The sequence below is a fragment of the Vibrio sp. 1562 genome (assembly GCF_033340155.1).
GTDB classification, from domain to species: Bacteria; Pseudomonadota; Gammaproteobacteria; order Enterobacterales; family Vibrionaceae; genus Vibrio; species Vibrio alginolyticus.
In genome coordinates this window covers 88,165-114,912 of the sequence record NZ_JAWOVY010000004.1, presented here as the reverse complement: position 1 = coordinate 114,912, position 26,748 = coordinate 88,165, and the positions used below count along the sequence as shown (strand labels likewise).

General features: G+C 45.0%; 23 protein-coding genes and 1 pseudogene. 12 read left to right on the top strand and 12 right to left on the bottom strand.

Going from position 1 to position 26,748, the window contains the following annotated elements; genetic code table 11:
• Nucleotides 1-80 precede the first annotated feature (80 nt).
• Nucleotides 81-1,136, top strand: coding sequence for a hybrid-cluster NAD(P)-dependent oxidoreductase (locus R7Z49_RS05725; RefSeq protein ID WP_064353814.1), 1,056 nt, complete (start codon nt 81-83; stop codon nt 1,134-1,136).
• 213 nt (nt 1,137-1,349) lie between these two features.
• Here R7Z49_RS05725 and R7Z49_RS05720 read toward each other — a convergent pair whose 3' ends face one another.
• The 3 genes from R7Z49_RS05720 to R7Z49_RS05710 form a co-directional block, all read right to left on the bottom strand.
• On the bottom strand, nt 1,350-2,291 hold the full coding sequence (locus tag R7Z49_RS05720) for a class I SAM-dependent methyltransferase (RefSeq protein WP_258489346.1): 942 nt from the start codon (nt 2,289-2,291) through the stop codon (nt 1,350-1,352).
• Between the two features lie 31 nt (nt 2,292-2,322).
• Nucleotides 2,323-3,015 carry a TIGR01621 family pseudouridine synthase gene (locus R7Z49_RS05715; RefSeq protein ID WP_318111443.1) on the bottom strand — a complete coding sequence of 231 codons (693 nt, stop codon included), beginning with the start codon at nt 3,013-3,015 and terminating at the stop codon, nt 2,323-2,325.
• Between the two features lie 81 nt (nt 3,016-3,096).
• Nucleotides 3,097-4,467 carry a sodium-dependent transporter gene (locus R7Z49_RS05710; RefSeq protein ID WP_042522154.1) on the bottom strand — a complete coding sequence of 457 codons (1,371 nt, stop codon included), beginning with the start codon at nt 4,465-4,467 and terminating at the stop codon, nt 3,097-3,099.
• Nucleotides 4,468-4,897: 430 nt separating this feature from the next.
• Here R7Z49_RS05710 and cls point away from each other — a divergent pair, with 430 nt between their 5' ends.
• The 4 genes from cls to R7Z49_RS05690 all read left to right on the top strand — a co-directional run bounded on the left by cls (nt 4,898) and on the right by R7Z49_RS05690 (nt 9,796).
• Nucleotides 4,898-6,352, top strand: a complete 1,455-nt coding sequence (cls, locus tag R7Z49_RS05705) for a cardiolipin synthase (RefSeq protein ID WP_047100754.1) — start codon at nt 4,898-4,900, stop codon at nt 6,350-6,352.
• 211 nt (nt 6,353-6,563) lie between these two features.
• Nucleotides 6,564-7,769, top strand: a complete 1,206-nt coding sequence (locus R7Z49_RS05700; protein ID WP_047100757.1) for a cystathionine beta-lyase — start codon at nt 6,564-6,566, stop codon at nt 7,767-7,769.
• Between the two features lie 248 nt (nt 7,770-8,017).
• Nucleotides 8,018-8,923: an esterase/lipase family protein gene (locus R7Z49_RS05695; RefSeq protein ID WP_258489358.1), complete on the top strand. Its 906-nt coding sequence runs from the start codon at nt 8,018-8,020 to the stop codon at nt 8,921-8,923.
• A gap of 12 nt (nt 8,924-8,935) precedes the next feature.
• Complete coding sequence (locus R7Z49_RS05690) at nt 8,936-9,796, top strand: lipase secretion chaperone (RefSeq protein WP_258489347.1); 861 nt, start codon at nt 8,936-8,938, stop codon at nt 9,794-9,796.
• Nucleotides 9,797-9,820: 24 nt separating this feature from the next.
• On the opposite strand, the gene R7Z49_RS05685 is transcribed toward R7Z49_RS05690, so the two are convergent.
• From R7Z49_RS05685 to pspA, 7 genes and pseudogenes are all read right to left on the bottom strand, one after another.
• A complete protein-coding gene (locus R7Z49_RS05685) occupies nt 9,821-10,387 on the bottom strand; it encodes a DNA-3-methyladenine glycosylase I (protein WP_005378109.1) in 567 nt (188 codons plus the stop codon).
• Nucleotides 10,388-10,459: 72 nt separating this feature from the next.
• Nucleotides 10,460-13,570, bottom strand: coding sequence for an efflux RND transporter permease subunit VmeI (gene vmeI, locus R7Z49_RS05680; RefSeq protein ID WP_258489348.1), 3,111 nt, complete (start codon nt 13,568-13,570; stop codon nt 10,460-10,462).
• Nucleotides 13,567-14,671, bottom strand: a pseudogene (locus R7Z49_RS05675) (efflux RND transporter periplasmic adaptor subunit). The gene vmeI and the pseudogene R7Z49_RS05675 overlap by 4 nt, the downstream one beginning before the upstream one ends.
• 1 nt (nt 14,672) lies before the next feature.
• Nucleotides 14,673-15,704: an efflux RND transporter periplasmic adaptor subunit gene (locus R7Z49_RS05670; protein ID WP_054577943.1), complete on the bottom strand. Its 1,032-nt coding sequence runs from the start codon at nt 15,702-15,704 to the stop codon at nt 14,673-14,675.
• Between the two features lie 161 nt (nt 15,705-15,865).
• The gene (gene pspC, locus R7Z49_RS05665) at nt 15,866-16,255 is read right to left on the bottom strand and encodes an envelope stress response membrane protein PspC (protein WP_025766867.1); all 390 of its coding nucleotides are present in this window, start codon (nt 16,253-16,255) and stop codon (nt 15,866-15,868) included.
• Nucleotides 16,248-16,481, bottom strand: coding sequence for an envelope stress response membrane protein PspB (pspB, locus tag R7Z49_RS05660; RefSeq protein WP_005378117.1), 234 nt, complete (start codon nt 16,479-16,481; stop codon nt 16,248-16,250). The genes pspC and pspB overlap by 8 nt, the downstream gene beginning before the upstream one ends.
• A gap of 14 nt (nt 16,482-16,495) precedes the next feature.
• On the bottom strand, nt 16,496-17,167 hold the full coding sequence (pspA, locus tag R7Z49_RS05655) for a phage shock protein PspA (RefSeq protein WP_005378119.1): 672 nt from the start codon (nt 17,165-17,167) through the stop codon (nt 16,496-16,498).
• Nucleotides 17,168-17,399: 232 nt separating this feature from the next.
• Between pspA and pspF the strand changes: the two genes are divergently transcribed.
• From pspF to R7Z49_RS05625, 6 genes are all read left to right on the top strand, one after another.
• Nucleotides 17,400-18,407, top strand: coding sequence for a phage shock protein operon transcriptional activator (gene pspF / locus R7Z49_RS05650; protein WP_017820869.1), 1,008 nt, complete (start codon nt 17,400-17,402; stop codon nt 18,405-18,407).
• A 205-nt stretch (nt 18,408-18,612) separates the two neighbouring features.
• Nucleotides 18,613-20,232 (top strand): ABC transporter substrate-binding protein, encoded by a 1,620-nt coding sequence (locus tag R7Z49_RS05645; protein WP_258489349.1) that lies wholly within the window; start codon nt 18,613-18,615, stop codon nt 20,230-20,232.
• On the top strand, nt 20,232-21,194 hold the full coding sequence (locus tag R7Z49_RS05640) for an ABC transporter permease (protein ID WP_005378122.1): 963 nt from the start codon (nt 20,232-20,234) through the stop codon (nt 21,192-21,194). The genes R7Z49_RS05645 and R7Z49_RS05640 overlap by 1 nt, the downstream gene beginning before the upstream one ends.
• Complete coding sequence (locus R7Z49_RS05635) at nt 21,181-22,068, top strand: ABC transporter permease subunit (RefSeq protein WP_005378123.1); 888 nt, start codon at nt 21,181-21,183, stop codon at nt 22,066-22,068. The genes R7Z49_RS05640 and R7Z49_RS05635 overlap by 14 nt, the downstream gene beginning before the upstream one ends.
• Nucleotides 22,068-23,063: an oligopeptide/dipeptide ABC transporter ATP-binding protein gene (locus tag R7Z49_RS05630; protein WP_005378126.1), complete on the top strand. Its 996-nt coding sequence runs from the start codon at nt 22,068-22,070 to the stop codon at nt 23,061-23,063. Before R7Z49_RS05635 ends, R7Z49_RS05630 begins: the two co-directional genes overlap by 1 nt.
• Entirely contained in the window at nt 23,060-23,851 is a 792-nt protein-coding gene (locus R7Z49_RS05625; protein ID WP_005393308.1) for an ATP-binding cassette domain-containing protein, read from the top strand. The genes R7Z49_RS05630 and R7Z49_RS05625 overlap by 4 nt, the downstream gene beginning before the upstream one ends.
• A 79-nt stretch (nt 23,852-23,930) precedes the next feature.
• On the opposite strand, the gene R7Z49_RS05620 is transcribed toward R7Z49_RS05625, so the two are convergent.
• Both R7Z49_RS05620 and R7Z49_RS05615 read right to left on the bottom strand, forming a co-directional pair.
• A complete protein-coding gene (locus R7Z49_RS05620) occupies nt 23,931-24,320 on the bottom strand; it encodes a DUF2750 domain-containing protein (protein ID WP_005378129.1) in 390 nt (129 codons plus the stop codon).
• 68 nt (nt 24,321-24,388) lie between these two features.
• Nucleotides 24,389-25,294 (bottom strand): manganese-dependent inorganic pyrophosphatase, encoded by a 906-nt coding sequence (locus tag R7Z49_RS05615; protein WP_017634678.1) that lies wholly within the window; start codon nt 25,292-25,294, stop codon nt 24,389-24,391.
• A gap of 186 nt (nt 25,295-25,480) precedes the next feature.
• Here R7Z49_RS05615 and R7Z49_RS05610 point away from each other — a divergent pair, with 186 nt between their 5' ends.
• Entirely contained in the window at nt 25,481-26,695 is a 1,215-nt protein-coding gene (locus R7Z49_RS05610; RefSeq protein WP_318111440.1) for a putative manganese transporter, read from the top strand.
• Nucleotides 26,696-26,748 lie beyond the last annotated feature (53 nt).

Sequence of the window (26,748 nt, the reverse complement as noted above, 5' to 3'; positions counted from 1 at the left end):
AAACCTGCTTGTTACGCGCCTCCTTACGCGGAGGCGCTATCTATTTCGAACCAAAAATAGCCACAACCAAAGAGATCGTTATGTTTTTTGAATGGCAAGGTAACCAACCCGTCACACTCCGTTGCATCGACAAATACTTCGAAACACACGACACCGTCAGCATCAAATTGGCCGAACTAACCGAATCACTTCTGTTTCAGTTTAAGCCTGGCCAGTTTATTAACTTGGGCGTCGAAATTGATGGAAAAATGGAGTTTCGTTCCTATTCAATCAGCTCGATCAATGAAGACGATCACCTTCAACTCACCATCAAACGAGTATCTGGCGGTAAAGTATCGAACTACATCGTTGACTCGCTGCTGCTCGGTGATACTGTTCAAGCATTACCACCAGCAGGCGAATTTAACTGCATCGACCATCCACCCGTGTTACGTGATGGCGAAACAAAAGCCTTGCTTATCAGTGCAGGTTGCGGCGTCACGCCCGTATTTTCGATGGCAAAACACTGGCTGAGTAATCAAGATGAAAACGAAAACGATGTGGACATCGCATTTCTTCATATCGCACGCAGCCCAGAAGAGACGATTTACTACGATCAGCTAGAAACGTTAGACGCCGTATATCCCAACTTCCATTTAAAGCTGTTGCTGAAAAACCGTGAAGGAACGTCACACCCACAAGGTCGTTTGAATGCCGACTGGATTAAAGAGCTTGTTCCTGATTTCAAGCAACGCACCGTTTACCTGTGTGGTCCAAGCCAGTTTATGCAAGATGTTCACGGCTATTTGAATGATCTTGGTTTTGACATGACGAACTTCTACCAAGAGAGTTTTACGCCAGCGACTGGCGCAGAATCATCGGTCTCCGATGAGACGGTTAACGTTTTTGTTCCTGATTTTGCTCAAAGCATCGATGCGCAAAAAGGTCAGGTACTGGCCGATGTGCTCGAAGGCGCAGGTTTACCATTAATCGTCGCTTGTCGAAGCGGAATTTGTGGCTCGTGCAAATGCAAGGTTCGTAAAGGCAACGTTTCTTCCACTAGCCTAGAAACATTGACGCCAGAAGAAATTGAACAAGGCTATGTGCTCGCCTGCTCATCAATCATCGAAGCGGATCTTGAAGTGCAGATCGGTTAATGCTGCTGGTATCGATCTTTTATTGTTTCCCGTCATTCCGACGAGCCTAGGCGAGGTCAGGAATCTAATATCAGCGTGTTAGGAATAACTCACTCTGATAATAGACTCTGAATCACACTCGCGTCTCGCTATTCAGATTAACGGGGTATCGTGGAAATGCCAGCCGTACTCAAACGGCTGGTATTATAGATAGGCACAACTTTCGTTTCGTCGTCATTGCTTCTCGCTAAACAGCAACACTTTCAATGCTGCTTCGCTGTCTACGTCCATAAACTCTGGTGGGTTATCCAGACGCTCACGGAATGTCAACTCTGGCGCTTCTTCTTTCATGCTTTCAATCAAGAAGTCGCTTGTCACAGATGGTGAGTTCACACATGCCATCACTTGACCGCCTTCTGCCAACAAATCCGGCAATCGACGTAGAATCTTTTTGTAGTCTTTAGTCAGCGCAAAGCTGCCTTTCTGGAATGAAGGCGGATCGATAATGATCAAGTCATACTGACCAGATTTCTTAATCTTACCCCACGATTTAAAGATATCGTGCCCCATAAAGCTTACCTGGTTGATGTTATGACCATTTAGCTTGTGGTTCTCACGACCTTTAGACAGCGACGCTTTTGCCATGTCGACGTTAACCACTTTATCTGCGCCACCCGCAATGGCAGCGACAGAAAAGCCACAGGTGTAAGCAAACAAGTTAAGCACGTTTTTATGCTTCGCATTTTCCCGTACCCAATCGCGACCGTAGCGCATGTCCAAAAACAGACCGAAGTTTTGATTGCGGCCAATATCCAATTGGTATTTCAAACCGCTTTCTTCAACGACAGGGCGAGCGTCTAATTCACCGACAAGCACTTCTGAAGGCGCACCATCGGCATAACGGTGCTGAAGAACCATAGTGCGACCTTGCTTGTCTGCCCACAGTGGTGATTGTGCCAACGCATTGAGGCCGCTTTTCAGCTCAGCGAGAAACGCGTCGTCGACTTCTTTAAACAAGTTGATAATCAACTGACCTTGTAACCAATCACAGGTGATTTGCTCTAGGCCCTCAAAACGACGGCCACGACCATGAAACAGTCGACGAATTTCGTTAGGAGCTTGCGCGAGCTCGGTTTCTAGATGCTGAAAGAACAGCGGAAGTTGTGATGCTTGCATCGAGTTCTCTTATTAGTTTTCTTTGTGACGGTTATTTGATCGTAGGCCAGTTCAGTTCCCAAGGGGAAAGCCAAGTATCCAAACCCTGGGAGACGGTTTCACTGCGCCATTTGCAACCTAGCACTTGGTATTCTCGTGGGTCGCAAACAAAGCGATATTGCTCATCTCGGTATTGGAAGCAAAGTGAAAATGCATGCAGATAACCGCGATCAGCCTCATTGCCTGCATTGTAAATCGGGTCGCCAACAATACCTGAGCCAACCGATTTTAATGCCACGCGGATTTGATGCGTTTTACCAGTGTGTGGCTTACATAAAAATAGGCGCTCTCCGGGCTCTGCCGTAAGAGAGAAAAACTGGGTGACGGCTGGGTTATTTTTGCTGTTGACCAGCTTCCATGATGAACGGCGCGAACGCTCCATATCACCAATGACCAAACCTTGTTTCTTTTTCGGCTTTTTAGAGCCAATCGCTAGGTAGAACTTTTCTACTTGGCGGTCAGCAAAAGCTTGCGATAACGTACTGGCCGCTTTGGCGTTGCGTCCGAGGAGCAGAATACCCGATGTCATTTTATCCAAGCGATGGATAAGATAGAGCTGCTCATCACCACTCTGCTTAGCCACTTCTTGCAGCAGCATTGTGTCGCCATCGTCTTTATGAACAGAGACGTAGGGATGCTTATTGATGATCAGAAAATCGGGATGGGTATGTAGAATATCGAACATAAAAAACTGGCTCCACGTTTGGAGCCAGCAGTATACATAAGTTACCGGACAAAGCTATCGAGGCATGCCCCAAGGTCTTTGCTAAAGCTTCTTCGAGAAAATGCCAGCAAGGCCAATGATTGCGATACCCAGCAGCATGATTTCACCTTTGCCACTATCAAAGCCAGACTTAATCCCCATGAAGGCAACAATAGCAATCGCAACAGGAATCAGGTATTTAACTAGGTTGTACCACAATCCAAATAGCGGGAAGGATACTTCGCCGTCATTAGTGATCTCTTTTTCTAGCTCAGCACGGCTTAGGCGCCATCCTGCAAAGATACAAACCAACATACCACCAACCGCTAAGAAGATTTTGTCCGTTAGTAAGTCAAAGATATCAAAGGCACCGGTACCAAACAGCGTTGGTCCCATTCCACCTAACGATAGTGACGCAAAAATACATAATGCCGCCATAACTGCACTTGCAGACAGAACAGCGTTAGAGCGCTTCATGCCTTTCTCGTCGATTAGGTAAGACACGACAACTTCCAATAGTGATACTGAAGAAGTTAATGCCGCCACCGTCAAACCGATGAAAAATAGCAATGCGAATAGCAACCCAATCACACCGCCCATTTCAGCAAATAGCTGAGGAACGACAACGAATACAAGACCAGGGCCTGCTGCAGGCTCCATGCCAAAGGCAAACATTGCTGGGAACATAGCAACACCAGCAAGAATCGCGACACCTGTATCCATCGCAGTAACCATACCGGTTGTTTGAACTAGGTTCTCTTTCTTCTTCAGGTAAGAACCGTACGTCATCATACAACCCATACCTAAGCTAAGTGAGAAGAACGCCTGCCCTAGTGCAGCAAGAACTACGTTGCTGTCGACTTTAGAAAAGTCCGGCATGAATAAGAACTCAAGGCCCGCCATTGCACCTGGCAGCATCAAGCCTTTAACAGAAACAACGATTAGGATTAAGAACAGAAGCGGCATCAGAACCTTACCAGCTTTCTCAATACCACCCGAGATCCCTTTCATCACAATCATGACGTTAAGGAACAGGTAAACACCCATCCACATTAAAGGTTGAATCGGATCTGAGATGAAACCGCCAAAGCTGTCGCCAATTGCTTCTGGCGCGCTGAGTAGACCACCACCCACTTTAAAGATGTAGGCCAATGCCCAACCACCAACCACAGGGTAGAAGCCCATGATCAAAAGACCACTGAAGACTCCCATAACGCCAGTGAACGTCCAGCGTCGGTCAGTTGTTTTGAATGCACCTACGGCAGAAAGACCTGTCTTACGACCAATAGCGAACTCTGTCAGCATCACGCTAAAGCCGATAAAAATTACAAAGATAAGATAGATAGCAACGAATGCACCGCCGCCACTCTCACCTGCTGTGTAAGGGAATTTCCATATATTGCCTAAACCGACAGCGGAACCCGCTGCTGCCATTACGAAGCCTAGTTTAGACCCCCACGTATCACGTGGTGCTGCTGTATTAGTTGTAGCCACGCTTTTTCTCCAAAATTAGTTTGTTGTGTATGCATAGAGATAGGCGTCTAAAAAGTTTATGTAAAAATTATTGTACACTTATAAAATAAGCGTTCGACGCACTATGTCTAGAAAGTAAAGCAGCTCCCCTTTAAAATTGGAACCCCAAAAAAGTACATTTATCGCACAAGTGTCGAGTTACGCAGGTTAAATGCTGCTTTTTTGTTCAAAAGTTAAAGAATGACCTTATTTTTCACATTAAAATAACAGAATCAGCTGTTATGAAATTCGTTCCTCATATAAGGTCAATCCCATGTCTAAATGGGAAATCTATTCCCCCAACCCACTTTTATGCTTAATATCCTAGAAGGGCATATTACTCTGAGCGTATATGGACAAGTTTTATCACTTTCTTACTTTAGCTGGCATCGGGCTATATTGGTTATTGGTCGCAGGTGTGACCATTCGTGTCGTTTTAAAGCGCCGTGCAGTGAGCGTGTCTTTAGCTTGGCTAATGATCATTTATATCCTTCCCGTTCTGGGTGTCGCGTGTTATTTCCTCTTCGGTGAACTGAACTTAGGCAGAAAACGGGCCGAACGCGCAAAAGAGATGTTTACACCATTCGAGAAGTGGTTCAGTCAGCTTAACGACTGTAACGCGCACAACCCAGAAACGATGGGAAGGCACATCTACCGAATTGATGAACTATGTAACAACCGCCTTGGTCTTCCCGCATTGAGCGGTAATACATTGTCGCTGCAACAGTCACCTAATGAGATTTTGCATTCCATTATTGAAGACATCGAAAACGCGCAGAGCAGTATTCGAATGGTATTCTACATTTGGCATCCAGGTGGTTTGGCTGACTCTGTCGCTTCTGCACTTATCCGAGCGGCTAAACGCGGCGTAGATGTCAAGCTATTGCTCGATTCAGCAGGTAGCCCGCGTTTTTTCAGAAGTCCTTGGTATCGAATGATGCAGGATGCTGGAATTGAAGTTATTCAAGCGTTAGAAGTGAAGATGTGGCGTATTTTCTTACGTCGTCTTGATCTTCGCCAGCATCGCAAGATCATCGTAATTGATGATGAAATTGCTTATACAGGTTCAATGAACTTGGTTGACCCGGCTTACTTCAAGCAAAATAGTGGCGTTGGGCATTGGGTGGATATCATGGTTCGTATTACAGGACCAACGGTAAACGTATTGAGTGCCATCCACTGTTGGGATTGGGAAGTCGAAACTGGCGAACGTCATTTACCAAGACTACCTGAATGCAAGATCGATGAGAGTGAATTCCAACACCCTATTCAGGTTGTGCCTTCTGGCCCAGGTATGCCGGAATATCTGATCTATCAAGTATTAACATTGGCAATAAACCAAGCCAATCGCTCGGTACGAATCACAACACCATATTTCGTGCCCAATGCTGATTTACTCGAAACGTTAAAGATGACAGCACAACGAGGCATTGACGTTGAACTCGTTATTCCACATAAAAATGACTCTATGATGGTGCAATGGGCGTCACGCGCTTTTTATAGTGAGCTCTTGAGTTCAGGGGTCAAGATTTATGAGTTTTATGGTGGTTTGCTGCATACAAAATCTGTCGTAATTGACGACCAATTCTGTTTAGTTGGCACCGTAAACATGGATATGCGCAGCTTGTGGCTGAACTTCGAAGTGACCCTCGCCGTTGACGACGAAGAGTTCACCAAGCAAATGTCTTGGTTACAAGATAGCTATATTAAGCAATCTCACACTGTTGTATTGGAAGAATGGGAGAAAAGGAGCCTATTTTCTCGGTTCTTAGAGCGAGTGTTCTATCTCTTCAATCCACTCCTCTAATACCTCAAATACACAGGCTAAAAAACCTCCAGCGCTACATGCATCCTGCTGGAGGTTTGTTCTTTTAGCTCCCTATCTACACGATACCTCTCGACATCATTACCTGTTCATCTTGGCTGTTATTGGCTGATAGTTGACTTTTCCCTTGCATAACCTACGTCGTCCATGTTTTAAATATTCCAAACCGCAATATTTAAGACAGGGAACTTTTATGTCAGAGGGAAAAAAAACCAAACTCATTACCGCTGGCCGCGATAAAAAGTGGACAAATGGTGTTGTAAACCCACCCGTTCAACGCGCTTCAACTGTGGTATTCAATACCGTTGCAGAAAAGAACCAAGCCACCATTAATCGTGCAAACAAAACGTTGTTTTATGGTCGCCGAGGCACCAACACGCACTTTGCTTTCCAAGACGCAATGGTTGAGATTGAAGGTGGAGCTGGTTGCGCGCTTTACCCTTGTGGAACGGCAGCAATTTCAAATGTCATCCTCTCTTTCGTTGAAACTGGCGATCACATTCTAATGGTGGACACTTGTTACGAACCAACTCGTGACTTTTGTAACACCATCATGAAAAAGATGGGCATCGAAACCACCTATTATGACCCAATGATCGGTGAAGGTATCCGAGACTTGATTCAGCCGAATACCAAAGTCCTTTTCTTGGAATCTCCTGGTTCAATAACCATGGAAGTCCAAGATGTACCTACATTAGCGCGCATTGCCCACGAGCAAGATATCATTGTGATGCTTGACAACACATGGGGAGCTGGCGTGAACTTCTCTCCTTTCGAGCATGGCGTAGACATTTCCATTCAAGCGGCGACTAAGTATATCGTTGGACATTCAGATGTCATGCTAGGTACTGCTGTGGCTTCTGAAAAGTATTGGGATCAGCTTCGTGAACAAAGCTACCTGATGGGTCAGTGCGTTTCTCCTGACGACGCATACCTAGGTCTTCGAGGTATTCGCACGTTGGATGTTCGCCTAAGACAGCACGCAGAAAGCAGTTTAAAAGTCGCTCAGTGGCTCGCTTCTCGCCCAGAAGTTGATCATGTCCGCCATCCAGCTTTAGAAACAAGCCCTGGCCATGAGTTTTTCAAACGAGACTTCACAGGTGGAAACGGCTTGTTTTCATTTGTTCTCAAAACGTCTTATCCAAAAGCGACGACGGCTCTGCTTGATGGTATGAAACACTTCAGTATGGGTTACTCTTGGGGCGGTTATGAAAGCCTCATTCTAGCTAACGAACCTAAGAGCTTTAACAGCCTGAGAACCGTAGCTCACCCACACTTTGAAGGTACTTTGGTTCGTATTCATATTGGCTTAGAAGACGTAAATGACTTGATCGCTGATTTAGAGGCTGGTTTTGCGCGTTATAATGCCTTAATGCTTGAAAAAGAAGCCTCCCTATAACAATGATTGAATCGCCCTGCATTGCGGGGCGTTTTTATAACCCTCTGACTTAATTAGAATTAACTAACATTCGCCCGAACCATTAATTAATGTTAATCATTTGTGTTGTTTTTCAATTGAGCAGTCACAGAATGAAATAATGTGCCATAAATAGGCTTTTCAAATTTAGAGTTTCTCTCCTACTTTTTATCATTCATAAGAGGTCATACCACAAGGAGATAGTTTTGAAACTCAAATTTATAGCGCTAATGCTTTTTACCTTAGTTACCGTCCCAATAACCTCCGTATACGCTGCAACAGGTTATACCCAAACCAAGTATCCGATTGTCTTGGTTCACGGTTTGTTTGGTTTTGATACCCTGGCAGGCGTTGATTACTTTTTCGGAATACCACATTCCTTAACAAAAGATGGCGCTAAAGTTTATGTTGCACAGGTATCCGCGACCAATAGCAGCGAAGTTCGAGGGGAGCAACTGCTTGCTCAAGTAGAAACCTTACTTGCAGCAACAGGCGCAGAGAAAGTCAATCTCATTGGTCACAGTCATGGTGGTCCAACAACGCGCTATGTTGCCTCTGTCCGTCCTGACCTAGTCGCATCAGTTACGAGTATAGGTGGCGTTAATAAAGGGTCTAAAGTGGCAGATTTAGTTCGTGGCACCGTATCTGAGGGTTCGGGTAGTGAGCAGCTCGCGGTAAAACTGGCGCAAGGCTTAACTACTCTTATTAATCTTCTATCAGGTGGTTCTGATCTCGACCAAGACCCTTTAGCCTCACTAGCAGCATTAACCACGGAAGGATCATTAGCGTTTAACCAACGCTACCCGGAGGGAGTCCCTACCAGTGAATGTGGTAATGGCGACTTGCTAGCTTCAAATGGCGTTTATTACTACTCATGGACCGGATCATCCACTTTTACAAACGTTTTCGATCCGACTGACGCTGCCATGATGGTACTTGGCTTAGCCTTTGATGGGCCGAATGATGGCTTAGTTGGTGCGTGCAGCACACATTTAGGCAAAGTCATACGTGATGATTATCAAATGAACCATTTGGATGAAATTAACGGTCTACTCGGTATTCATCATCTTTTTGAAACCGATCCAGTCACGCTTTATCGCCAACATGCAAATCGTCTCAAACTTCAAGGTTTATAAGAGGTCATCACAATGAAGAAAGTCGCTCTCACCACTTTTATCCTGCTCTCGATATTTGGCGTGGGAGCGCTTTCTCTGTTGCAAAGCGACAAACAACAAGAGATAACCTCTAACCATTCGCCATCTCAGCAAGATATAGCCGCCGATGTCTCTTCCCCAAAAGACTTCTTCGAATATTCTCTTAGCCGGCTGGGCGAAGAAGATCTCGATACGATCAAAGCGGAAGTCAATGATGACACTTTAGCAAAGCAAACTCTGAATATTGATGCCACACTTTTTCAAGCCTACCTTTCCTACAAGCAAGCACTCACTGCATTAGAGCCTTTTGAGCACAACCACCTAACGCTTGAACAGTTAACCATGCTGAATGAAGCAACACTGAACTTACAGCTTCAATACTTTAACGAGGTGCAGATAACCCAATTGTTTGACGAAGAAAACCGACTTCGCCAACTTGCTTTAGAAAAGCTGACGATTAAAACACAGGCATCGGATATCGAGAGTCAAGCACACCTTCTCAATCAAGCGTTATCAGAACAACCGGATTACATACGAGAAAGTGAACGCAATAACGCATTAGCAGAGCAGCTCGAGCAAGCTTCTCAGCTTGATTCACAAGATAAGTACATCGCCCGTGTTGCTCTGGTAGGAGATGCCGGAGCGCAGAGGCTGCAAAAGCTTGATGAGCAAAGAGCATCATTTGAGACTCAACTCGCCACTTACTTAAAGCAGCGTCAAAATATTCTGAATAGAGATTTTCTAGGGCAAGACGAAAAACAGGCAGAAATCATTGCTTTAAGAAAACAAAGCTTCAATGCCACTCAATGGCGTCGAATCGAAGCTTTGGAACGTATTCATGATAGCCAGAACTAACAACATTAGCTTAATCGCCAAACGTTACTTATTCTGCTTTTTAGGACATCCAACGATATGGTCATCCACCATGCCGACGGCTTGCATGAAAGCATAACAGATGGTTTCACCGACAAACTTGAAGCCTTTCTTTTTTAGGAATTTACTCATGGCTTTGGATTGCTCTGTCGAAGCTGGTACGTCACTCATATGTTGCCATTGATTGACGATTGGTTCACCGTCCACGAACTGCCACAACGCGTCTGATAAACTCCCGTATTCAGCAATTAACGCTTTGGCCGCTTTGGCATTACTGAATACCGAGTTAATCTTTCCGCGATGTCTCACAACATCGAAGTTTTCCACGATGTATTCAGCGCGTTCTTCATTTCTTTGTTCCAACGCATCTAGATCGTAATTCTCGAACGCTTCTCTGTAACCTTCGCGCTTTTTAAGGATGGTGATCCAACTAAGACCAGCTTGCGCACCTTCCAAAGTAATAAATTCAAACAGGACTTGGTCGTCATATACTGGCACGCCCCATTCGGAATCATGATATTCGCGCTCTAATGGGTGATTCATCGCCCACGCACACGTTTTTTGTTCTGTCATTATTCTTCCTTAAAAAGCGCCTCTAACTGATGAGCTAGAGGCGCGATATTTTTCATCGTTATATCAGTAGCACTAAGCCTGTTTCGGTACTGCCACTTTATGGAACAAACGATACAACACTGGCACGACAATCAGTGTCAGGACTGTCGCAAAACCCAAACCAAACATAATCGTAACCGCCATTGGTTTGAAGAAAATATCTGGCAACAGTGGGATCATACCAAGGATCGTCGTGATAGCAGCCATACAAACGGGACGGACGCGACTTACCGCAGCATCAACGACCGCGTCATAAGCCTCTTTACCGGACTTCATTTCAATTTCAATTTGGTCAAGTAATACGATGCCATTTTTGAGCACCATTCCCGATAAGCTTAAGAAGCCGAGCAATGCCATAAAGCCAAACGGCGTGTTGAGTGCCAACAAACCGGTGGTGACACCAATTAACGCCAGCGGCACGGTAAGCCAAACAATGAGTGGTTCTTTGATAGAGTTAAATAGGAATACAGTGATCAAGAACATGAACAAGTACCCCATTGGCATGGTAGTAAACAGTGACTCTTGAGCATCACCTGAAGATTCGTATTCACCACCCCACTCTAAGGAATAACCTGGTGGTAATTGAATCGCTTCGATTTGGGGCTGTAAGCGTTTTTGCAACGTCGATGCGGTTTCTTCACCTAGAATATCAGGGTCTGCCATCACAGTGAGCATACGCTTACGGTTCTTACGCACAATAATAGGATCCTCCCAACGCATGTCGTAACCCATTGTGACCTGTTGAAGTGGAATAAACTCACTCTGTGCTGGACTCCATATTTTCATGCCTTCGATGTTACGAATATCAATGCGCTCATCTTCTGGTAAACGAGCCACGATAGGCATGAGCGTCGTGCCGTCTCGGTACAAGCCTATCGTCATTCCAGAGAATGACATGGACAAGAAATCATCGACGTCCGATTTGGTAATGCCATAGCGACGTGCCTGACTCTCGTTAAACTGAGGTTCAAGAACTTGGGTTCGTTCACGCCAATCATGCCTGATATTTGTTGCCTGAGGGTCGGCGTACATGATGTCCTTGACCTGAGCGGCTATCGTACGAAGGACGGTTGGATCTGAGCCAATAATACGCGCTTCAATTTTTGCACCACCACCAGGGCCTAACTCAATCTGTTTGAGCTTGTAATTGATTTCTGGATAGTTGGCTTTTAAATACTCTCGAAACTTCGCCATTAATGGTTTCAACGCTTCGTAATTTTCCATACGAGTGGTTATCTCACCATAAGCCGCATAACTTTTCTCTGGCGCGTACGTTAACATGAAGCGCTGTAAGCCTTTACCCGCGGTCGTCGTGATATGGTCAACATGCTCTTGCTTAGCTAACCAACTTTCTAACTCTTTAAGCGTTGTGTTGGTTGCTCGAATATCAGTTCCTTCTGGCATCCATACATCTAACTGAAAAATCGGCGTTGTCGAAGATGGGAAAAACGCTTGCTTCACAAAGGTGAACCCGTAAACACTTGCCGCTAATCCCGCAATCAGCACCACAACGGTAAACCAAGCACGACGCATACAAAACTGAAGAAACTTTTTATAAATAACGAAAATAACCCCGTTATATGGATCATTTTCTTCCCCTTCACCTTGTTTAATCTTCTGGCCTTTAAAGAAGATGTCAGCAAAGAATGGTGTCAACGAGATAGCGGTAAACCAGCTCAACATTAAAGAGATCAGCAGAACCGTAAATAAAGTGCCACAGTATTCGCCCGTCGAGTCTTCAGACAGTCCAATTGGCGCAAATGCAGTTACCGCAATCACAGTTGCCCCAAGTAATGGCCATTTTGTTTGGGTAACAATGTCGGTCGCTGCTTGGAGTCGAGTTCGCCCTTTTTGAGTACCAATCAAAATCCCCTCAACCACAACGATGGCATTGTCCACCAGCATACCTAACGCGATAACCAAGGCACCTAATGAAATCCGCTGTAAATCTATCGCGAGATACTTCATGAAAATGAACGTACCCAGCACCGTCAGCAGCAAGATTAAACCGATTAGTAGCCCAGAACGTAGCCCCATAAAGAACAGAAGTACGATAATGACGATACCGACAGCTTGAGCCAAGCTCACAACAAAACCGCTAACCGATTTATCCACTTCTTTCGGCTGACTGTAAATTTCCGAAATTTCGATACCGACAGGTTGCTGGTACTTTAGCTCGGCAAGGCGATGATCAAATGCTTTTCCGACTTCAACGACGTTGACGCCTTCAGCAAAAGAAACGCCGACGTTTAGTGCAAGACTTCCGTTAAAATTAATAATATTACTCGGTACTTCTACATACCCGCGTTTTATTTCCGCCACATCTTTCAAGAAAATGAGCCCCTGAGCGCCCGACTCAGTAATCAACAAATCACCCAGCTCCTCCACACTCTGGAACTCGCCAGTCGGCTGAATTCTGATGTACTCGTCACCAATTCTGATCGCCCCTGCGTCAGAAACCACGTTTTGCGTCGAAAGAAGATTAAACACGGTATCCGGAGCAAGACCTATACTGCTCAGCTTTTTCATCGATACTTCGATGAAAACTTGCTCTTGCTGTTGCCCGGATACCGAAACTTTACTCACACCATCAACCAGTTCGAGCTCTCGGCGTAAGTAATCGACGTAATCCAGTAGCTCTTTATAGCTATAACCGTCGCCAGTCACCGCTAACAAAATCCCGTAAACATCACCAAAATCATCGATCACTTGAGGTTCATTCACACCTGGAGGCAACGTCCCTTTAAGGTCGTTCACTTTACGGCGCAACTCATCCCAAATTTGTGGTAGATCATCAGGGCCATAATTGTTCTTCATCGTGACCGTGATTTGAGATAATCCCCGGCTAGAAATCGAATTTACTTCATCAACATAAGTAAGCTGCTGAATCGCTTTTTCGATTGGATACGTCACTTCTTCTTCGACTTGTTGCGGTGTCGCACCAGGGTAAGAGGTCACTACCATCGCATCTTTAATAGTAAAAGCAGGGTCCTCAAGACGCCCTAAACCAAAGAATGCGGCGATACCACCAATCAAAAATATCAGTGCGACCATCCAACTGATGACGCGATTTCGGATGAAGTACGCAGCAATACCGGTCACATCATCATCACTTTGAGGCACTGATTTATTAAGATCGCTCATAGACCGACCTCCTGCGTAGCCATTTCCTGTATCACTTCCACTTTCATGCCATCCCTTAATCGAGAAACACCGGCAATCACGACTTTGTCTTTGAGCATGAGACCATCAAGGATTTGAATGGACGTTTTAGATGCCTTACCTGCTCGCACCTGTTTGCGCGATACCGTATTGTCGTCATTCAGTACCCAAACAAATTTGTTTTCGCGCCCCAGCTCGTCACCATCCGCATTAAAAATGGCTTCGATAGGAACATTAATTCCTAGGTTGAGATCAAGCCCAACATTCTCGTCTTTAGAAGTTACCTCAACACTCAACAGCCATACCATCTAGGATGTACTCTTCTTCCGGCATAGGAAGCGACAGTGTGACAGTAAACGTACCTGTTGTTGGGTCGGGTTCGGTTGTAAATTCTTTTACCGTCGCGTTATATTCGTTACCACTGGGCACGCGCACTAATGCTTTGATCGCGGTAAGCCTTTCTTCCGTTGGCGGTTGGTTCACATAGAGGCGGTCAGGAAGCTGAATCAACACTTCGACTCGCTCCAAGCTGTGAATATTAACGATATGCTGTCCGACTTGAACATTTTCGAATTGGTCGATATTAACTCGCGAAATAATCCCATCCACGGGCGCTTTTAAGGCAGTAAATGATAGACGAAGTTTGGCTAACTGAAGCTCAGCTAAGGCGATTTGTCGTTGTGCTGCAATTTCATCAAACTGAGACTTAGCTAATAGGCCTTTATCAACCAAAGGGCGTGAGCGGCGATACTGACTGTCGACAACAGAAAAACGCGCACTCGCATTATCTACATCCAACTCATAGTCAGTGGGATCTAGTGTTGCAATAACATCACCCTTCGTGACTTTGTCGCCCTCTTTTACCATGATGCTGCTGACTTCTCCTGCCACTCTAAAGCTCAAATGAGAGCGATCCGCTGCATTCGCAACCGCAGGGAAGTACAAGTTGTCGTCCACCTTGTTTCCCGCTAATGACGTAACCCTAACTCGTGGCGTTTCGAGCTCTTTTTCTGGCGCCTTATCCCCACAGCCGACGAGAAAAAGCGTTGAAAGTAAAGTCGCTAGAGAGATGATTCCTTTCATATTACAACCCTCTTTCCTTAATCCACGCTCTTACCTTAATTCCGGGTTCAATTACACTGACACCCGAGATAATGATTTGGTCGCCATCGTTAAGCCCAGCTAACACTTGATTTTTGTCATTCATCTCAATTGCGGCTTTGGACACAATGCCTTGCTCATCGACACGCCAAACGTATGTTTTGCCGTTCTCTACTAGCAGCGCAGAGTTAGGAATCTTTGTCGCTCCTGCACTTTTGGACAGGAGGTAAGCATTGCCAGACATTCCCGGCAAAAGGCCTATTTCTGCTGGCCGTTCCATGACCATCGTGACTTTGTAACTGCCCGTTTTAGGATCGGCTTCTGTATCGATTTCCTGAAAGGTTAAATCAAAGGCTCGCTCGGGGAACGCATCAAATATCATTCTGGCAGAGACATCGCTCCCCTGCGTGTAACGATTTAGAAGATAGTCTGGGATTTGGAATATCACTTTGAGGAGTTGGTTGGACTGAATATTCATCACCCCTTCTTTCGCGGCAACATATTCATGGTTTTCTGCTGGAATGTACGAAATGGTGCCATCATATGGCGCGACAAGTTTGGTATACCTTAAGTTTGCCTTTGCTTGATTCCATTGAGCTTTTGCCGAGTTGTGATTCGCTTTTGCCTCATCAAAATCTTGCTCAGATACTACTTGGTCTTTACGTAGCTTTTGGTATCGCTTGTATTGCACATCTGCGAGCAAAAAATTTGCCCGAGCTTGCTGTTCGAGCAGAGAATATTCATCTGGGTTTAATGACGCCAAAACATCACCTTTACTGACGACTTGACCTTCATTCACTTCTATCGTTTGAAGAAGCCCAGGAACTCGAAATGTCAGTACTGCTCTATCGCCAGCTTCCGTCGTGGCAGGAAAATGTCGCTCAAACTGGGCATTGCCAACAGATACTGTAAATAGCTTCGCAGGGCGCGATTCAGGTTCAGGAACAGGAGGAAGTTCTTTACCGCACCCCGACAAGACAGCCGAGATGGCAATAGGAATGAGCAATTTTCTCATTACATTCATCCATAAAAATTGGGGGATTATTTTTAAAGTAGATGAATTTTGAACGAACTTCCAGAGCAGAAAAGATTAATAGTGCTTTAAAATTAGTAATTTGTGATAAAAAAGCAGGCTTTATGCCTGCTTCAGTTAAATCTTCTTTGGATACAAAATGCCTAGAGCTTACTGAATTCTCTGTTCACCCTATATGTATCAGACGTAACATAAGCTTCCATGTTACGAATTTTGCCATCAAGACGGTCAAAATCCCTTTCCAACACACTGAGCAGTTGATCAGGGCTTTGCCCTTTCTGCCAAGGCTTACTTTTGAGCGTATGCTCTTGCTGAGCTCTGATATTTTCAGAATACGTTACTGGTTGCTTTTCTAACATAAACGCCATCGCGATGTACGCTAACAATACCAAAAACGTACCACCTAACAGCGCTGCAGAAATCACTACAATACGAATCAACCAAACTTCTGCACCAAAGTAGTTGGCAATTCCGGCGCAAACACCGGAGATTTTGCCATTTACTGGATCACGATACAGTTCTCGATTATTCATACTTTCGTCTCCATGTTGGTGACTCAGCATCCAAGATGCGCTCCAATGTATCAACTCGGGACTGCATCGCTTCCGCTTTTTCAGATAGTACCTGAAGGCGCTCTAAATCTTGGCTCGACAGTGCACTATCTGTTTTGCGTTTGCTGCGATAGTGTAAGAAGAGCCATAGTGGAGCGACAAAGATTAAAAAGACAATCACTGGTCCTGCTATAAAAAATGCCGACATAAATGGCTCCTTTCTTATTTATCTTTCGATGACATCTGTTCTTTCAGTTTTGCCAACTCTTTTTCAATTTCGTCTTGTGCCTGCAACTCTGCAAACTCTTGTTCTAGCGATTTAGCATTACCAGTTTGAGCATACAGGTCTGCTTCCGCTTCCATTTCATCCACTTTACGTGAGTACTGCTCAAATTTCGCCATCGCTTCATTAGTACGGCTAGTGTGCAGGTGTTTTTGCACATCACGACGGTTAGATGCAGTTTGGTTACGAATTGCTAGTGCTTGCTGTTTTGCGCGCGTTTCAGCAATTTTGCTTTCCAACTTACCAATCTCGCCAGTAAGCTTATCGATCGTTTCTTCCACTAAGGTTTGCTCAGTGTGGAGGCCCTTAATCACTTGCTCTAGCTTTTGCTTTTCAATTAACGCTGCACGAGCTAGATCTTCACGCTCTTTAACTAATGCTAAGCTCGCTTTTTGGCCCCATTCGCCAATTTGCTCTTCTAACGTTTCAACCTTACGAGCCAACTCTTTCTTGTCTGCAATCGCTTTAGCCGAGTTAGTACGCACTTCAACAAGTGTGTCTTCCATTTCTTGAATGATAAGACGGATCATTTTTTCAGGATCTTCCGCCTTGTCCAGTAATGCACTGATGTTTGAGTTAACGATATCTGCAAATCGAGAAAAAATACCCATAACGGAACTCCTCTTTTTTCCTATTAAAACTCGACAAGGTGGTGATTAACCTTGTGTCTCCCTGAATATATAACAAGTAACGTGCCAACTTATAATTTTCTTTTAAATCAGATTGTTATTCATTTTGTTGTCGTTACACACTATTGTGCTATGATGTTTTTCACCAACTGTTGGTGAAATTTACCAACTCTATCTCTAAATCATGGCTCGGCTGTTAAATAAGAAGGACTTTATGAAGCAAAACCTGATTGGTGAATCACCTGCTTTTCTCGCTGTACTAGATAAAGTATCACAACTTGCACCCATTGAGCGCCCTGTCCTCATCATTGGTGAACGAGGTACGGGTAAAGAACTCATCGCTCAGCGTTTGCATTATTTATCAAGACGTTGGGATAAACCACTACTATCACTCAACTGTGCGACATTAAGCGAAGGGCTAATAGATTCCGAATTGTTTGGACATGAATCCGGCTCCTTCACGGGCTCTAAAGGTAAACATAAAGGGCGTTTCGAGCGTGCCGAGGGCGGTACTTTGTTTCTTGACGAACTGGCAACCGCACCACTTTTAGTTCAAGAAAAGCTATTACGTGTCATTGAATATGGTGAATATGAGCGAGTTGGCGGTCATACCGCTCTCAATGCGGATGTTCGACTTGTTTGTGCAACCAATGCCGACCTACCAAAATTGGCAGAGCAAGGTGATTTTCGTGCAGATCTGCTCGACAGGCTAGCCTTCGATGTCATTATGTTGCCGCCTCTTCGCGAGCGCAAAGAAGACATTCTCTCTTTAGCAGAGCACTACGCGATGAAAATGTGTCGTGAACTGCAACTGGAATACTTTGTCGGTTTTACCCCAAAAGCGCAGCAGTCGCTTATTGAATATGAATGGCCCGGTAACGTCCGCGAACTAAAAAACGTGATTGAACGTGCGATTTACCAACATGGTCTGAATGCTCACCCAATTGATGAACTGGTTTTCAATCCCTTTGAAACGGTTTGGCACAGCGCGCTTGGCCATAGTGCAAAACAAGCAGAACAACAAGAAGAGGAAGCATCAAGCAACACCATCCAATTCCCTCTAGACTATAAACAATGGCAAGAGGAACAAGATATCCATTTACTCAATCGTGCATTGGAAGAAGCCAAGTTTAATCAACGACAAGCAGCCGAGCTACTTGGCTTGAGCTATCACCAATTACGAGGGATGGTTAGAAAATATGGTTTGGTCGGACAAAGCTAACTTGACCGAGAGAACTCAATCAATACACGAGCTCTTGACTGCGCTCTAATTCGCATGCATTTATGGCATAACACCTTACAGTGTATGGATTTTATGTTTGGAGCGAGTTCACAAAGGTGATAAATTAGCGAGATCATTTTCGCTTGTTAGCTTTGAAAGAGTAAGATCAAACGAAACGAGCAAGATCCAATGAACATTTCATATTATGAATGCTTTTATAAGATTATCGCTGAGCCTTATTGGGATTAGCCTACTTACCGCTTGTGGCGATGAAATTGACCACAATGATATTCGCAAAGCTGGCTTTGTGTTTTGCGGACAGGGTAAGCCGACCACGTTTAACCCTCAGCTTATTGATAGCGGTATTACCGCAGAGGCTCTGAGCCCACAGCTGTACGATACGCTGCTCACGCTCGATCCTAAATCACATCAGCCCGTGGCAAGCATCGCCGAGAGTTGGTCAGTAAATGAATCAGGGACGGAATACACGTTTAAGCTTAAACGTGGTGTTCAATTCCAAACCACGCCTTGGTTCGCACCCACTCGCCCATTGAATGCAAAAGATGTGGTATTTAGCTTCAAGCGAATCATCGATGTAGACCATCCTTTTCACCAAGTAGGTGGTGGTTTTTATCCATGGTTTGCAGGGTTAGATTTTCAAAACCTACTCCAAGACGTGGTTGCAATAGATGAGCATACGGTAAGGTTTACGTTATCTCAGCCAAACTTTTCTTTCTTGGCCAATATTGCCACCAGCCATGCGGTTATCTTGTCTGCGGAGTACGGACAGCAATTGGCAGCAAAAGATCATAAAGAAGAAATCGACCAACTTCCTATCGGTACCGGCCCTTATCAAATAAAAGAGTACCAAGTGAACGATTTGATTCGATTAGAGCGTCATTCTAATTACTGGAAGTCACCAGCAAAAATGGAACAAGTGGTGTTCGATATCTCTCACAGAGGCACGGGTACATTAGCTAAACTTTTAAGAAACGAGTGTGACGTACTCTCTTCACCTATTTCGAGCCAAATACCTGTCATTCAAGAAAATGACAACCTTGAGCTGACGGCTACACCAGCTAACAACGTTTCCTTTATTGCGATAAACACAGAAACCACCGCGCTGAGTGATGCTCGAGTTCGCCAAGCTCTTAACTTAGCGATCAACCGTCAAAATATTTTAGATTCGGTTTACTACGGAACTGGCTCCCAAGCTTATACCTTGCTACCACCTAATTCATGGGCTTATCAAAAAGACAGTGTAAAAATTCGTTATGACCGGAATTATGCATTGGCACTACTTCGAGATGCAGGCTACGAAGACGGCCTAGAATTGACCATGTGGATACCACTTGAACCACGTGCTTTTAACCCAAGCCCTCGCAAGACCGCGGAGCTAATCCAAGCGAATTTTGCCGATATTGGGGTTAAATTAACGCTACTTACCGATGATAGGTTTGAACGTGTGGATTTGGAGAACATCAACGATATCGATTTACTTTTAACAGGTTGGATTGGTGATACCGGGGATCCTGACAACTTTTTCCGCCCTTTATTATCTTGCGAGTCTGACCGCGTTGGCCTTAACGTGTCCATGTGGTGTAACGATGACTTCGATTTCTTGCTCGATTTGGCGTTAGAAACTCAAGAACCGCGTTACCGTTTGAACCTATATCGCCAAGCACAGAACATTTTGAATCAAGAGTTCCCGGTTATTCCTCTGGCGCATGGCGTGCAGTTCCGTGTGCACGACAAATCGCTGACAGGCTTCAAATCAAGCCCTTTCAATGCCCAACCGTTTGATAGAGTTGAGAGAATTCACTGATGTTTTGGTATACCGTTCGACGCTTTAACCTATTTATCATCACTTTGATGATCCTTACATTAGTGGGTTTTTCTCTGCTTCGCCTTGACCCTCTCTCGCACTGGGCAAACGTTGATTTTTGGTCTGGCTGGCAAACTTACTTGATCAACCTTTCTCAACTCGATTTTGGCATAAGTAAAAACGGCAATGCGATTTACGACGAGCTCGCCGTTGTATTCCCAGCCACTTTGGAATTGTGTTTCTTTGCCTTTTTGGTGTCCCTTTTGATCGGCATTCCACTTGGAACCGTGGCTGGGATGAAGCAAGGTAAATGGCTCGATACCAGCATTTCATTCATGTCAATGTCTGGTTATTCCGCCCCAATCTTTTGGGTAGCTCTGTTACTTATCATGGTCTTTTCATTGGAATACCAACTCTTTCCCGTTGCGGGACGGTATGATTTACTTTACGAAATTGATCATGTAACCGGGTTTGCCATTATCGACGCATTCATGGCGAAAGGCGAATACCGCGCTCACGCACTGCAAAGCGTTATTGAGCATATGGTACTGCCATGTTTGGTGCTCGCTTTGGCTCCAACCACCCAGGTTGTCGGACTAATGCGCTCCTCGGTAGCGGAAGTGATGAGCCAAAACTACATCCGTGCAGCGAGAATCAAAGGTCTTTCTAACCGCGAAATCGTAACTCAACATGTATTGCGGAATGCGATACCGCCTATCATTCCCAAAGTTGGTGTTCAACTTTCGAGTATGATTACCTTAGCTATCATCACGGAGTCTATTTTTAACTGGCCAGGTATTGGTCGTTGGCTTTTAGATGCGCTAGCAAGCCAAGACTATGCATCTATCCAAGCTGGCGTGATGGTACTTGCGACTTTGGTTCTTACCGCTAACATTCTCTCGGATTTGATTGGCGCGATGATTAACCCTTTAGTTCGAAAGGAATGGTATGCTAACAAATAACGTTTATCAGGAAGAACGCATTCCAACTCAGTTTGAGCGATTTTGGCGAAGCTACCGTGCCAACGGACTAGCCATGTTTGGCTTGTGGTGCTTGGTGTTTATCGTCCTTATTACCATTTTTGCCCCCCTACTTGCACCATTTGACGCCCAAGCACAGTCAGGTGAGTTGCTTGTGCCGCCATCATGGGCCCCAGCAGGAACGGTTGATTACTTTTTGGGGACCGATGACTTAGGTAGAGATATTCTTTCGCGCCTGATTATGGGCTCTCAGCTAACATTTGGCGCTGCTGTCGCCATCACCGCAATTGCTGCCGTTGTAGGCTGTTTAATTGGCGTATTGGCAGGTATGACGAAAGGCTTACTTTCGAGTACTCTCAACCACTTGCTCGATACCGTCATGTCGATCCCGTCGCTCTTATTAGCAATCATTTTTGTGGCATTTCTAGGCTTTGGTGGGTTCAATATTTTACTCGCAATCTGCTTGGCTTTGATTCCGCGTTTTATTCGCTCCGTTTATATCGCAGTCCACACCGAAGTTGAAAAAGACTACATAATGGCAGCACGCCTTGATGGCGCTAATGATTTCTACTTACTGTGGAGTTCAATTCTTCCTAACATTCTGACGGTCATTGCCGCTGAAATCACACTCGCGCTCTCTGCTGCGATTTTAGATATTACGGCACTGGGTTTTCTTGGCCTAGGCGCACAGGCACCAAGCACCGAGTGGGGAGCAATATTAGGTGACTCTGTCGAGCTTATTTATATTGCACCTTGGACAGTGACCCTACCCGGCCTGACCATCATGTTTACTGTTATTACCCTAAACTTAGTAGGTGAAGGTGTACGTCAAGCGCTTAATGCGGGGATCGAATAATGCCGTTGTTAGATATTCGACATTTGACCATTGAGATCGAAACACCTCAAGGGTTGGTCAAAGCCGTTGACCGAATGAGCCTAACTTTGAACGAAGGCGAAATTCGTGGTCTTGTAGGTGAGTCTGGTTCAGGGAAAAGCTTAGTTGCAAAAGCGATTGTCGGGGTAAGTAAAGATAACTGGCGCATCACCGCAGACCGTATGCGCCTTGGCAATATTGACTTGCTTCAGCTTACACCAAAAGAGCGTCGGCGCGTCATTGCTCGTGATATTGCGATGATTTTCCAAGAGCCTTCAACTTGTCTTGACCCTTCAGAGGAAGTCGGGCGTCAATTGATTGAATCCATTCCATCTCGCGCATTTGAAGGGAAATGGTGGGAGCGATTTAAATGGCGTAAAAAACAGGCCATCGCGCTTTTGCATAAAGTGGGTATTAAAGATCACAAGCGTTTAATGGGTAGCTACCCTTATGAACTGACTGATGGTGAGTGTCAAAAAGTCATGATTGCCATGGCGATAGCGACCAAACCAAAGTTGCTGATCGCAGATGAGCCAACCAACGACTTAGACCCGATTACTCAATCGCAAATTTTGCGTCTGTTGAGCCGCATGAACCAACTTAATAACACAACCATTTTGCTTATCGGCCACGACTTAGCGACCATAACACAGTGGGCAGGGCGTATTACGGTAATGTATTGTGGTCAGTCGGTGGAGTCTGCCGATACCAGTAAAATCATTGCGGCACCCAAGCACCCGTACACCGATGCCTTGCTTAAAGCGATGCCTGACTTTAATGATTGGGTACCACACAAGCAAAAACTCCAATCCCTACCGGGCTCGATTCCGCCATTGCAGCATCTGCCTATCGGTTGTCGCCTCGGACCACGTTGCCCGTATGCGCAGAAACAATGTGTAGAAATTCCACACACCAGACGAATTAAGAATCATAAATTTAACTGTCACTTTCCATTGAACACGGAGAAAAAGTCATGAGTGCGTTACTTGAAGTCGATAATTTATCGAAGCAATTTGTTACGCGCTCCCGTCTGTTCAAACGTCAGGTTAATGAGGCAGTTAAACCGGTAAGCTTTACTTTAGAGCCAGGACAAACTATTGGTTTTATTGGTCAAAACGGGTCAGGAAAATCCACACTAGCTCGTATGCTTGCTGGCGTTGTTGAACCAAGCTCCGGAGAGATCCGTGTGAATGGCGAACGATTGGAGCACAAAGATTACGCGACACGCTGCAAGCTCATCCGCATGATTTTCCAAGATCCAAACACATCGTTAAACCCACGAATCCAGATTGGTCGTATTTTAGAAGGTCCGCTAAAGCGAAATACCAACATGCCGCCAGATGCACGCATGCAGCGTGTAAAGAACACCCTGCTCCGCGTAGGATTGCTGCCTGAGCACGCCTATTTTTATCCACAAATGCTAGCTGCCGGTCAAAAACAGCGCGTGTGTTTGGCTCGTGCACTTATTCTTCAACCTTCCATCATTGTCGCTGATGAGGCGTTAAACGGTTTGGATATGGCAATGCGCTCGCAGATCATTAACTTATTCCTCGAGTTGCAAGAAGAGATGGGATTGTCATTTGTGTACGTGTCTCAGCATATTGGCATTGTTAAGCATATTACTGATAAAGTGATGGTGATGCATGAAGGTGAAGTGGTCGAGTTTGGCGAGACCAACCAAGTATTGACTCATCCCGAGCATCCTATTACTCAACGACTAGTCGAAAGCCACTTTTATAAAGCGCCAAGCCATCAAACAAAATAGCTTATCAAAGATGTAATCGTGCAATAAAGAAGCCTGCTTTAACGCAGGCTTCTTTATTGCATGGGTACTAATCAAAAAACTAACGGCGGCTCGCTTGTTTGCGCAGTTCAAAATCAAACTCGTCAGGAAACAATACGACCCCTTCTTCATTTTGATTTGGGAATACAACAATCGATAGCTCGTCATCCTCTAGACCAGAGGTCCAACGGCTGTGCCACTTGTTTAAAGAGATCGCCTCAGGCTCGCAATCTTCCCAATCACCATTCGCCCATTGCAAAGCAAATTCTTCGTTTGGCCATACTGGTACACAATCATCATCTTCTGTATTTAACATGACACAGCCATGTTCGTCTTTCAGAATCCAAACCTTACGATTCGCCACAATCTCTTTTACGCAGTACTTTAAACGTTGCTCTTCGTTGTAGCGATTAATGGTATCCATCTGCTCTTGGGTCAGTTGCTCAGACATATTCGTCTCCTATTTCCCATAGAAAAATGCCCGCAGCTAGGCGGGCATTTAAAGTATATGCTAGAAAATTAAGCTAGCTCAGTTTGAAGCCAAGGCCAACCTTGCTTCTTACGGCTTAGCGTGTTTTCCATCATTAGCATGCCGTCTTTTTCGTGCTTAACAAGCTTCTCAGCCCACTCACCTTTGTATAGAAGACGAGTTTGAGCAGTCGTGATGTCTGTTAGCATTACAGCAGCGAACGCTAGGTTATCTTTCTCACAACGAGATTCTAGGTCTGCTTCTAGTGCTTCGATCATACCGTCAACTTGCTCAAGAGTTGCAAGTTCAACCTGACCAACCACTACGTCACGACCGTTGAATGGGTAACCTTTAAGGTCTTTCTCAACAAGCTCAGCCGCTGATAGACCTTCGATGTTTGTTTTAGCAATTAGAAGATCTTTAGTGAACGCGTCAACATCTTGTACGTCTGCGATTGCCGCTAGTTCAGCAACGGCATCTTTGTCTTTTTGTGTACAAGTTGGAGAAGCAAAACCTACTGTGTCAGATAGAATTGCTGACATCATTAGCTTAGCAATTTGTGGAGTAATCGCGTGACCTTCAATCTTGAACATGTTGAATAGAACAGTGTTGGTACAACCAACAGGCCAGATCCATGCTTCCATTGGGTTTACTGTCATCACGTCACCTAGACGGTGGTGGTCAACAATACCCGCAATTTCAGCTTCTGCGATATCGTCTGGTGCTTGTGCTAGATCTGAGTAATCTACTAGCCAAACGGTCTCACCCGCAACTGATGTGCGAAGCTCAGGAACTTCAGCGCCAGCAACTTCTAGGATGTGCTGAGTTTCACGGTTGATTTCGCCTTGGCGAATTGGCATAGCTTCAACGCCACGCGCTTTTAGAAGTTCAGTTGCAACGAGTGCACTACAAATACTGTCACTGTCTGGGTTCTTATGACCTACAACTAGAATCATGTTTCTTCCTATTCAAGTCAATTTTATACGCCGCCTAATACAGTTAATTAGGGCGTGTTTGCTCACAAAGGCCGATACTTTACCTGATTTCAGAGAGTTTGACACGAAGAAAAGTTCACAATGCTATTGCGAATAAATCTCATTTACATATAATGACAATTATTCCTATTTGCATTTGAGTAAACGATGAACGCGACCCAATTATTACACTCTGCACAACAGTTGTTTCAGCCTACTCAGTTTCGTTTAGCTTATAAGCGATTGCTGATCCCTATCGTCATGCTCATTTTGCTAGGCAATGAAAATACACGTGACGTAGCCGTACAGACGCTATCCGACTCATTCTGGGCAGTGTCATGCTATGTTGCTGCCACATTGGCTATTTATCATTATCTTTCAAACTTTATGTCGAAAACCAATCGAATTACCGAGCTATATCATCGCTCGCGTAATCATCAGGTTTTCTTTGCTTCTTTATTGGGTGCTTTGCCTGGCTGTGGTGGCGCTATTGTTGTGACAACGCAATTTATTAGTGGCCGAGTGGGATTTGGTGCGATTGTCGCGGTACTTACTTCAACAATGGGTGACGCTGCCTTTTTACTTCTTGCCGCCAAACCAAGTGTTGGATTAGGCGTGGTTGGATTAGGCATTATCGTGGGTACTCTTTCAGGGTTAGTCGTTAATGCTTTTCATGCTGATAACTTTCTGCGACCAGAACCAAAAGAAGCACCTCAGACACATGCTTGTTGCCAACACCAGACAGACCGACACACGCCTCTTGAACAACGTGCAATCAATCTACAAGGCGCATTTTGGAAATGGCTTATTGTACCTGTCAGCGTCGTTGCTGTGTTAATGTCTTTCCAAATCGATATTAATCAGCTGTTGTCTTTGCAGGCCAATACCATTGAATGGCTGGGCGCTATCTTCGCGGTGATCACAATGTCGTTGTGGGCGATGACAAAAGAGCTCGGCGATTATCAGTCAACGGTCTCTGAAGATGAAAAAATTGTGGACTCGCACCCAATTCAAAAAGCGGCTCAAGACACAAACTTCGTCAGTGCTTGGGTGATCGTGGCGTTTCTGGCGTTTGAACTGACGACCTATTTTTCTGGAATCGACCTCGTAGAAACCTTTTCTCATTGGGGGATATGGATGCCATTAGCTGGCTTAGCCATTGGTATGCTACCTGGTTGTGGTCCGCAAATTTTAGTCACCAGCCTATACATTTCTGGTGCTGCTCCACTTTCGGCGCAGCTGGCAAATGCGATTTCCAATGATGGTGACGCCCTATTCCCCGCCATTGCTATGGCACCGAAAGCCGCTTTGGTCGCGACTATTTATTCGTCCATTCCTGCTTTTATCGTTGGATACGGGTATTACTTCTTATTCGAGTTCTAACGCTCAGGACGTCAAAACAAGAAAGGAGCCACAGTAAGCTCCTTTCTTGTTTT

Coding starts and splice junctions, on each gene's coding strand:
- R7Z49_RS05615 (WP_017634678.1), bottom strand. CDS start 25,294: ATGATTCTAGTTGTAGGTCATAAGAACCCAGACAGTGACAGTATTTGT.
- cls (WP_047100754.1), top strand. CDS start 4,898: ATGGACAAGTTTTATCACTTTCTTACTTTAGCTGGCATCGGGCTATAT.
- R7Z49_RS05715 (WP_318111443.1), bottom strand. CDS start 3,015: ATGTTCGATATTCTACATACCCATCCCGATTTTCTGATCATCAATAAG.
- R7Z49_RS05640 (WP_005378122.1), top strand. CDS start 20,232: ATGTTTTGGTATACCGTTCGACGCTTTAACCTATTTATCATCACTTTG.
- pspB (WP_005378117.1), bottom strand. CDS start 16,481: ATGTCGGCATTTTTTATAGCAGGACCAGTGATTGTCTTTTTAATCTTT.
- R7Z49_RS05695 (WP_258489358.1), top strand. CDS start 8,018: ATGCTTTTTACCTTAGTTACCGTCCCAATAACCTCCGTATACGCTGCA.
- R7Z49_RS05700 (WP_047100757.1), top strand. CDS start 6,564: ATGTCAGAGGGAAAAAAAACCAAACTCATTACCGCTGGCCGCGATAAA.
- vmeI (WP_258489348.1), bottom strand. CDS start 13,570: ATGAGCGATCTTAATAAATCAGTGCCTCAAAGTGATGATGATGTGACC.
- R7Z49_RS05635 (WP_005378123.1), top strand. CDS start 21,181: ATGCTAACAAATAACGTTTATCAGGAAGAACGCATTCCAACTCAGTTT.
- R7Z49_RS05725 (WP_064353814.1), top strand. CDS start 81: ATGTTTTTTGAATGGCAAGGTAACCAACCCGTCACACTCCGTTGCATC.
- R7Z49_RS05670 (WP_054577943.1), bottom strand. CDS start 15,704: ATGAGAAAATTGCTCATTCCTATTGCCATCTCGGCTGTCTTGTCGGGG.
- pspC (WP_025766867.1), bottom strand. CDS start 16,255: ATGAATAATCGAGAACTGTATCGTGATCCAGTAAATGGCAAAATCTCC.
- R7Z49_RS05645 (WP_258489349.1), top strand. CDS start 18,613: ATGAATGCTTTTATAAGATTATCGCTGAGCCTTATTGGGATTAGCCTA.
- R7Z49_RS05720 (WP_258489346.1), bottom strand. CDS start 2,291: ATGCAAGCATCACAACTTCCGCTGTTCTTTCAGCATCTAGAAACCGAG.
- R7Z49_RS05610 (WP_318111440.1), top strand. CDS start 25,481: ATGAACGCGACCCAATTATTACACTCTGCACAACAGTTGTTTCAGCCT.
- R7Z49_RS05620 (WP_005378129.1), bottom strand. CDS start 24,320: ATGTCTGAGCAACTGACCCAAGAGCAGATGGATACCATTAATCGCTAC.
- R7Z49_RS05690 (WP_258489347.1), top strand. CDS start 8,936: ATGAAGAAAGTCGCTCTCACCACTTTTATCCTGCTCTCGATATTTGGC.
- R7Z49_RS05710 (WP_042522154.1), bottom strand. CDS start 4,467: ATGGCAGCAGCGGGTTCCGCTGTCGGTTTAGGCAATATATGGAAATTC.
- R7Z49_RS05685 (WP_005378109.1), bottom strand. CDS start 10,387: ATGACAGAACAAAAAACGTGTGCGTGGGCGATGAATCACCCATTAGAG.
- pspA (WP_005378119.1), bottom strand. CDS start 17,167: ATGGGTATTTTTTCTCGATTTGCAGATATCGTTAACTCAAACATCAGT.
- pspF (WP_017820869.1), top strand. CDS start 17,400: ATGAAGCAAAACCTGATTGGTGAATCACCTGCTTTTCTCGCTGTACTA.
- R7Z49_RS05625 (WP_005393308.1), top strand. CDS start 23,060: ATGAGTGCGTTACTTGAAGTCGATAATTTATCGAAGCAATTTGTTACG.
- R7Z49_RS05630 (WP_005378126.1), top strand. CDS start 22,068: ATGCCGTTGTTAGATATTCGACATTTGACCATTGAGATCGAAACACCT.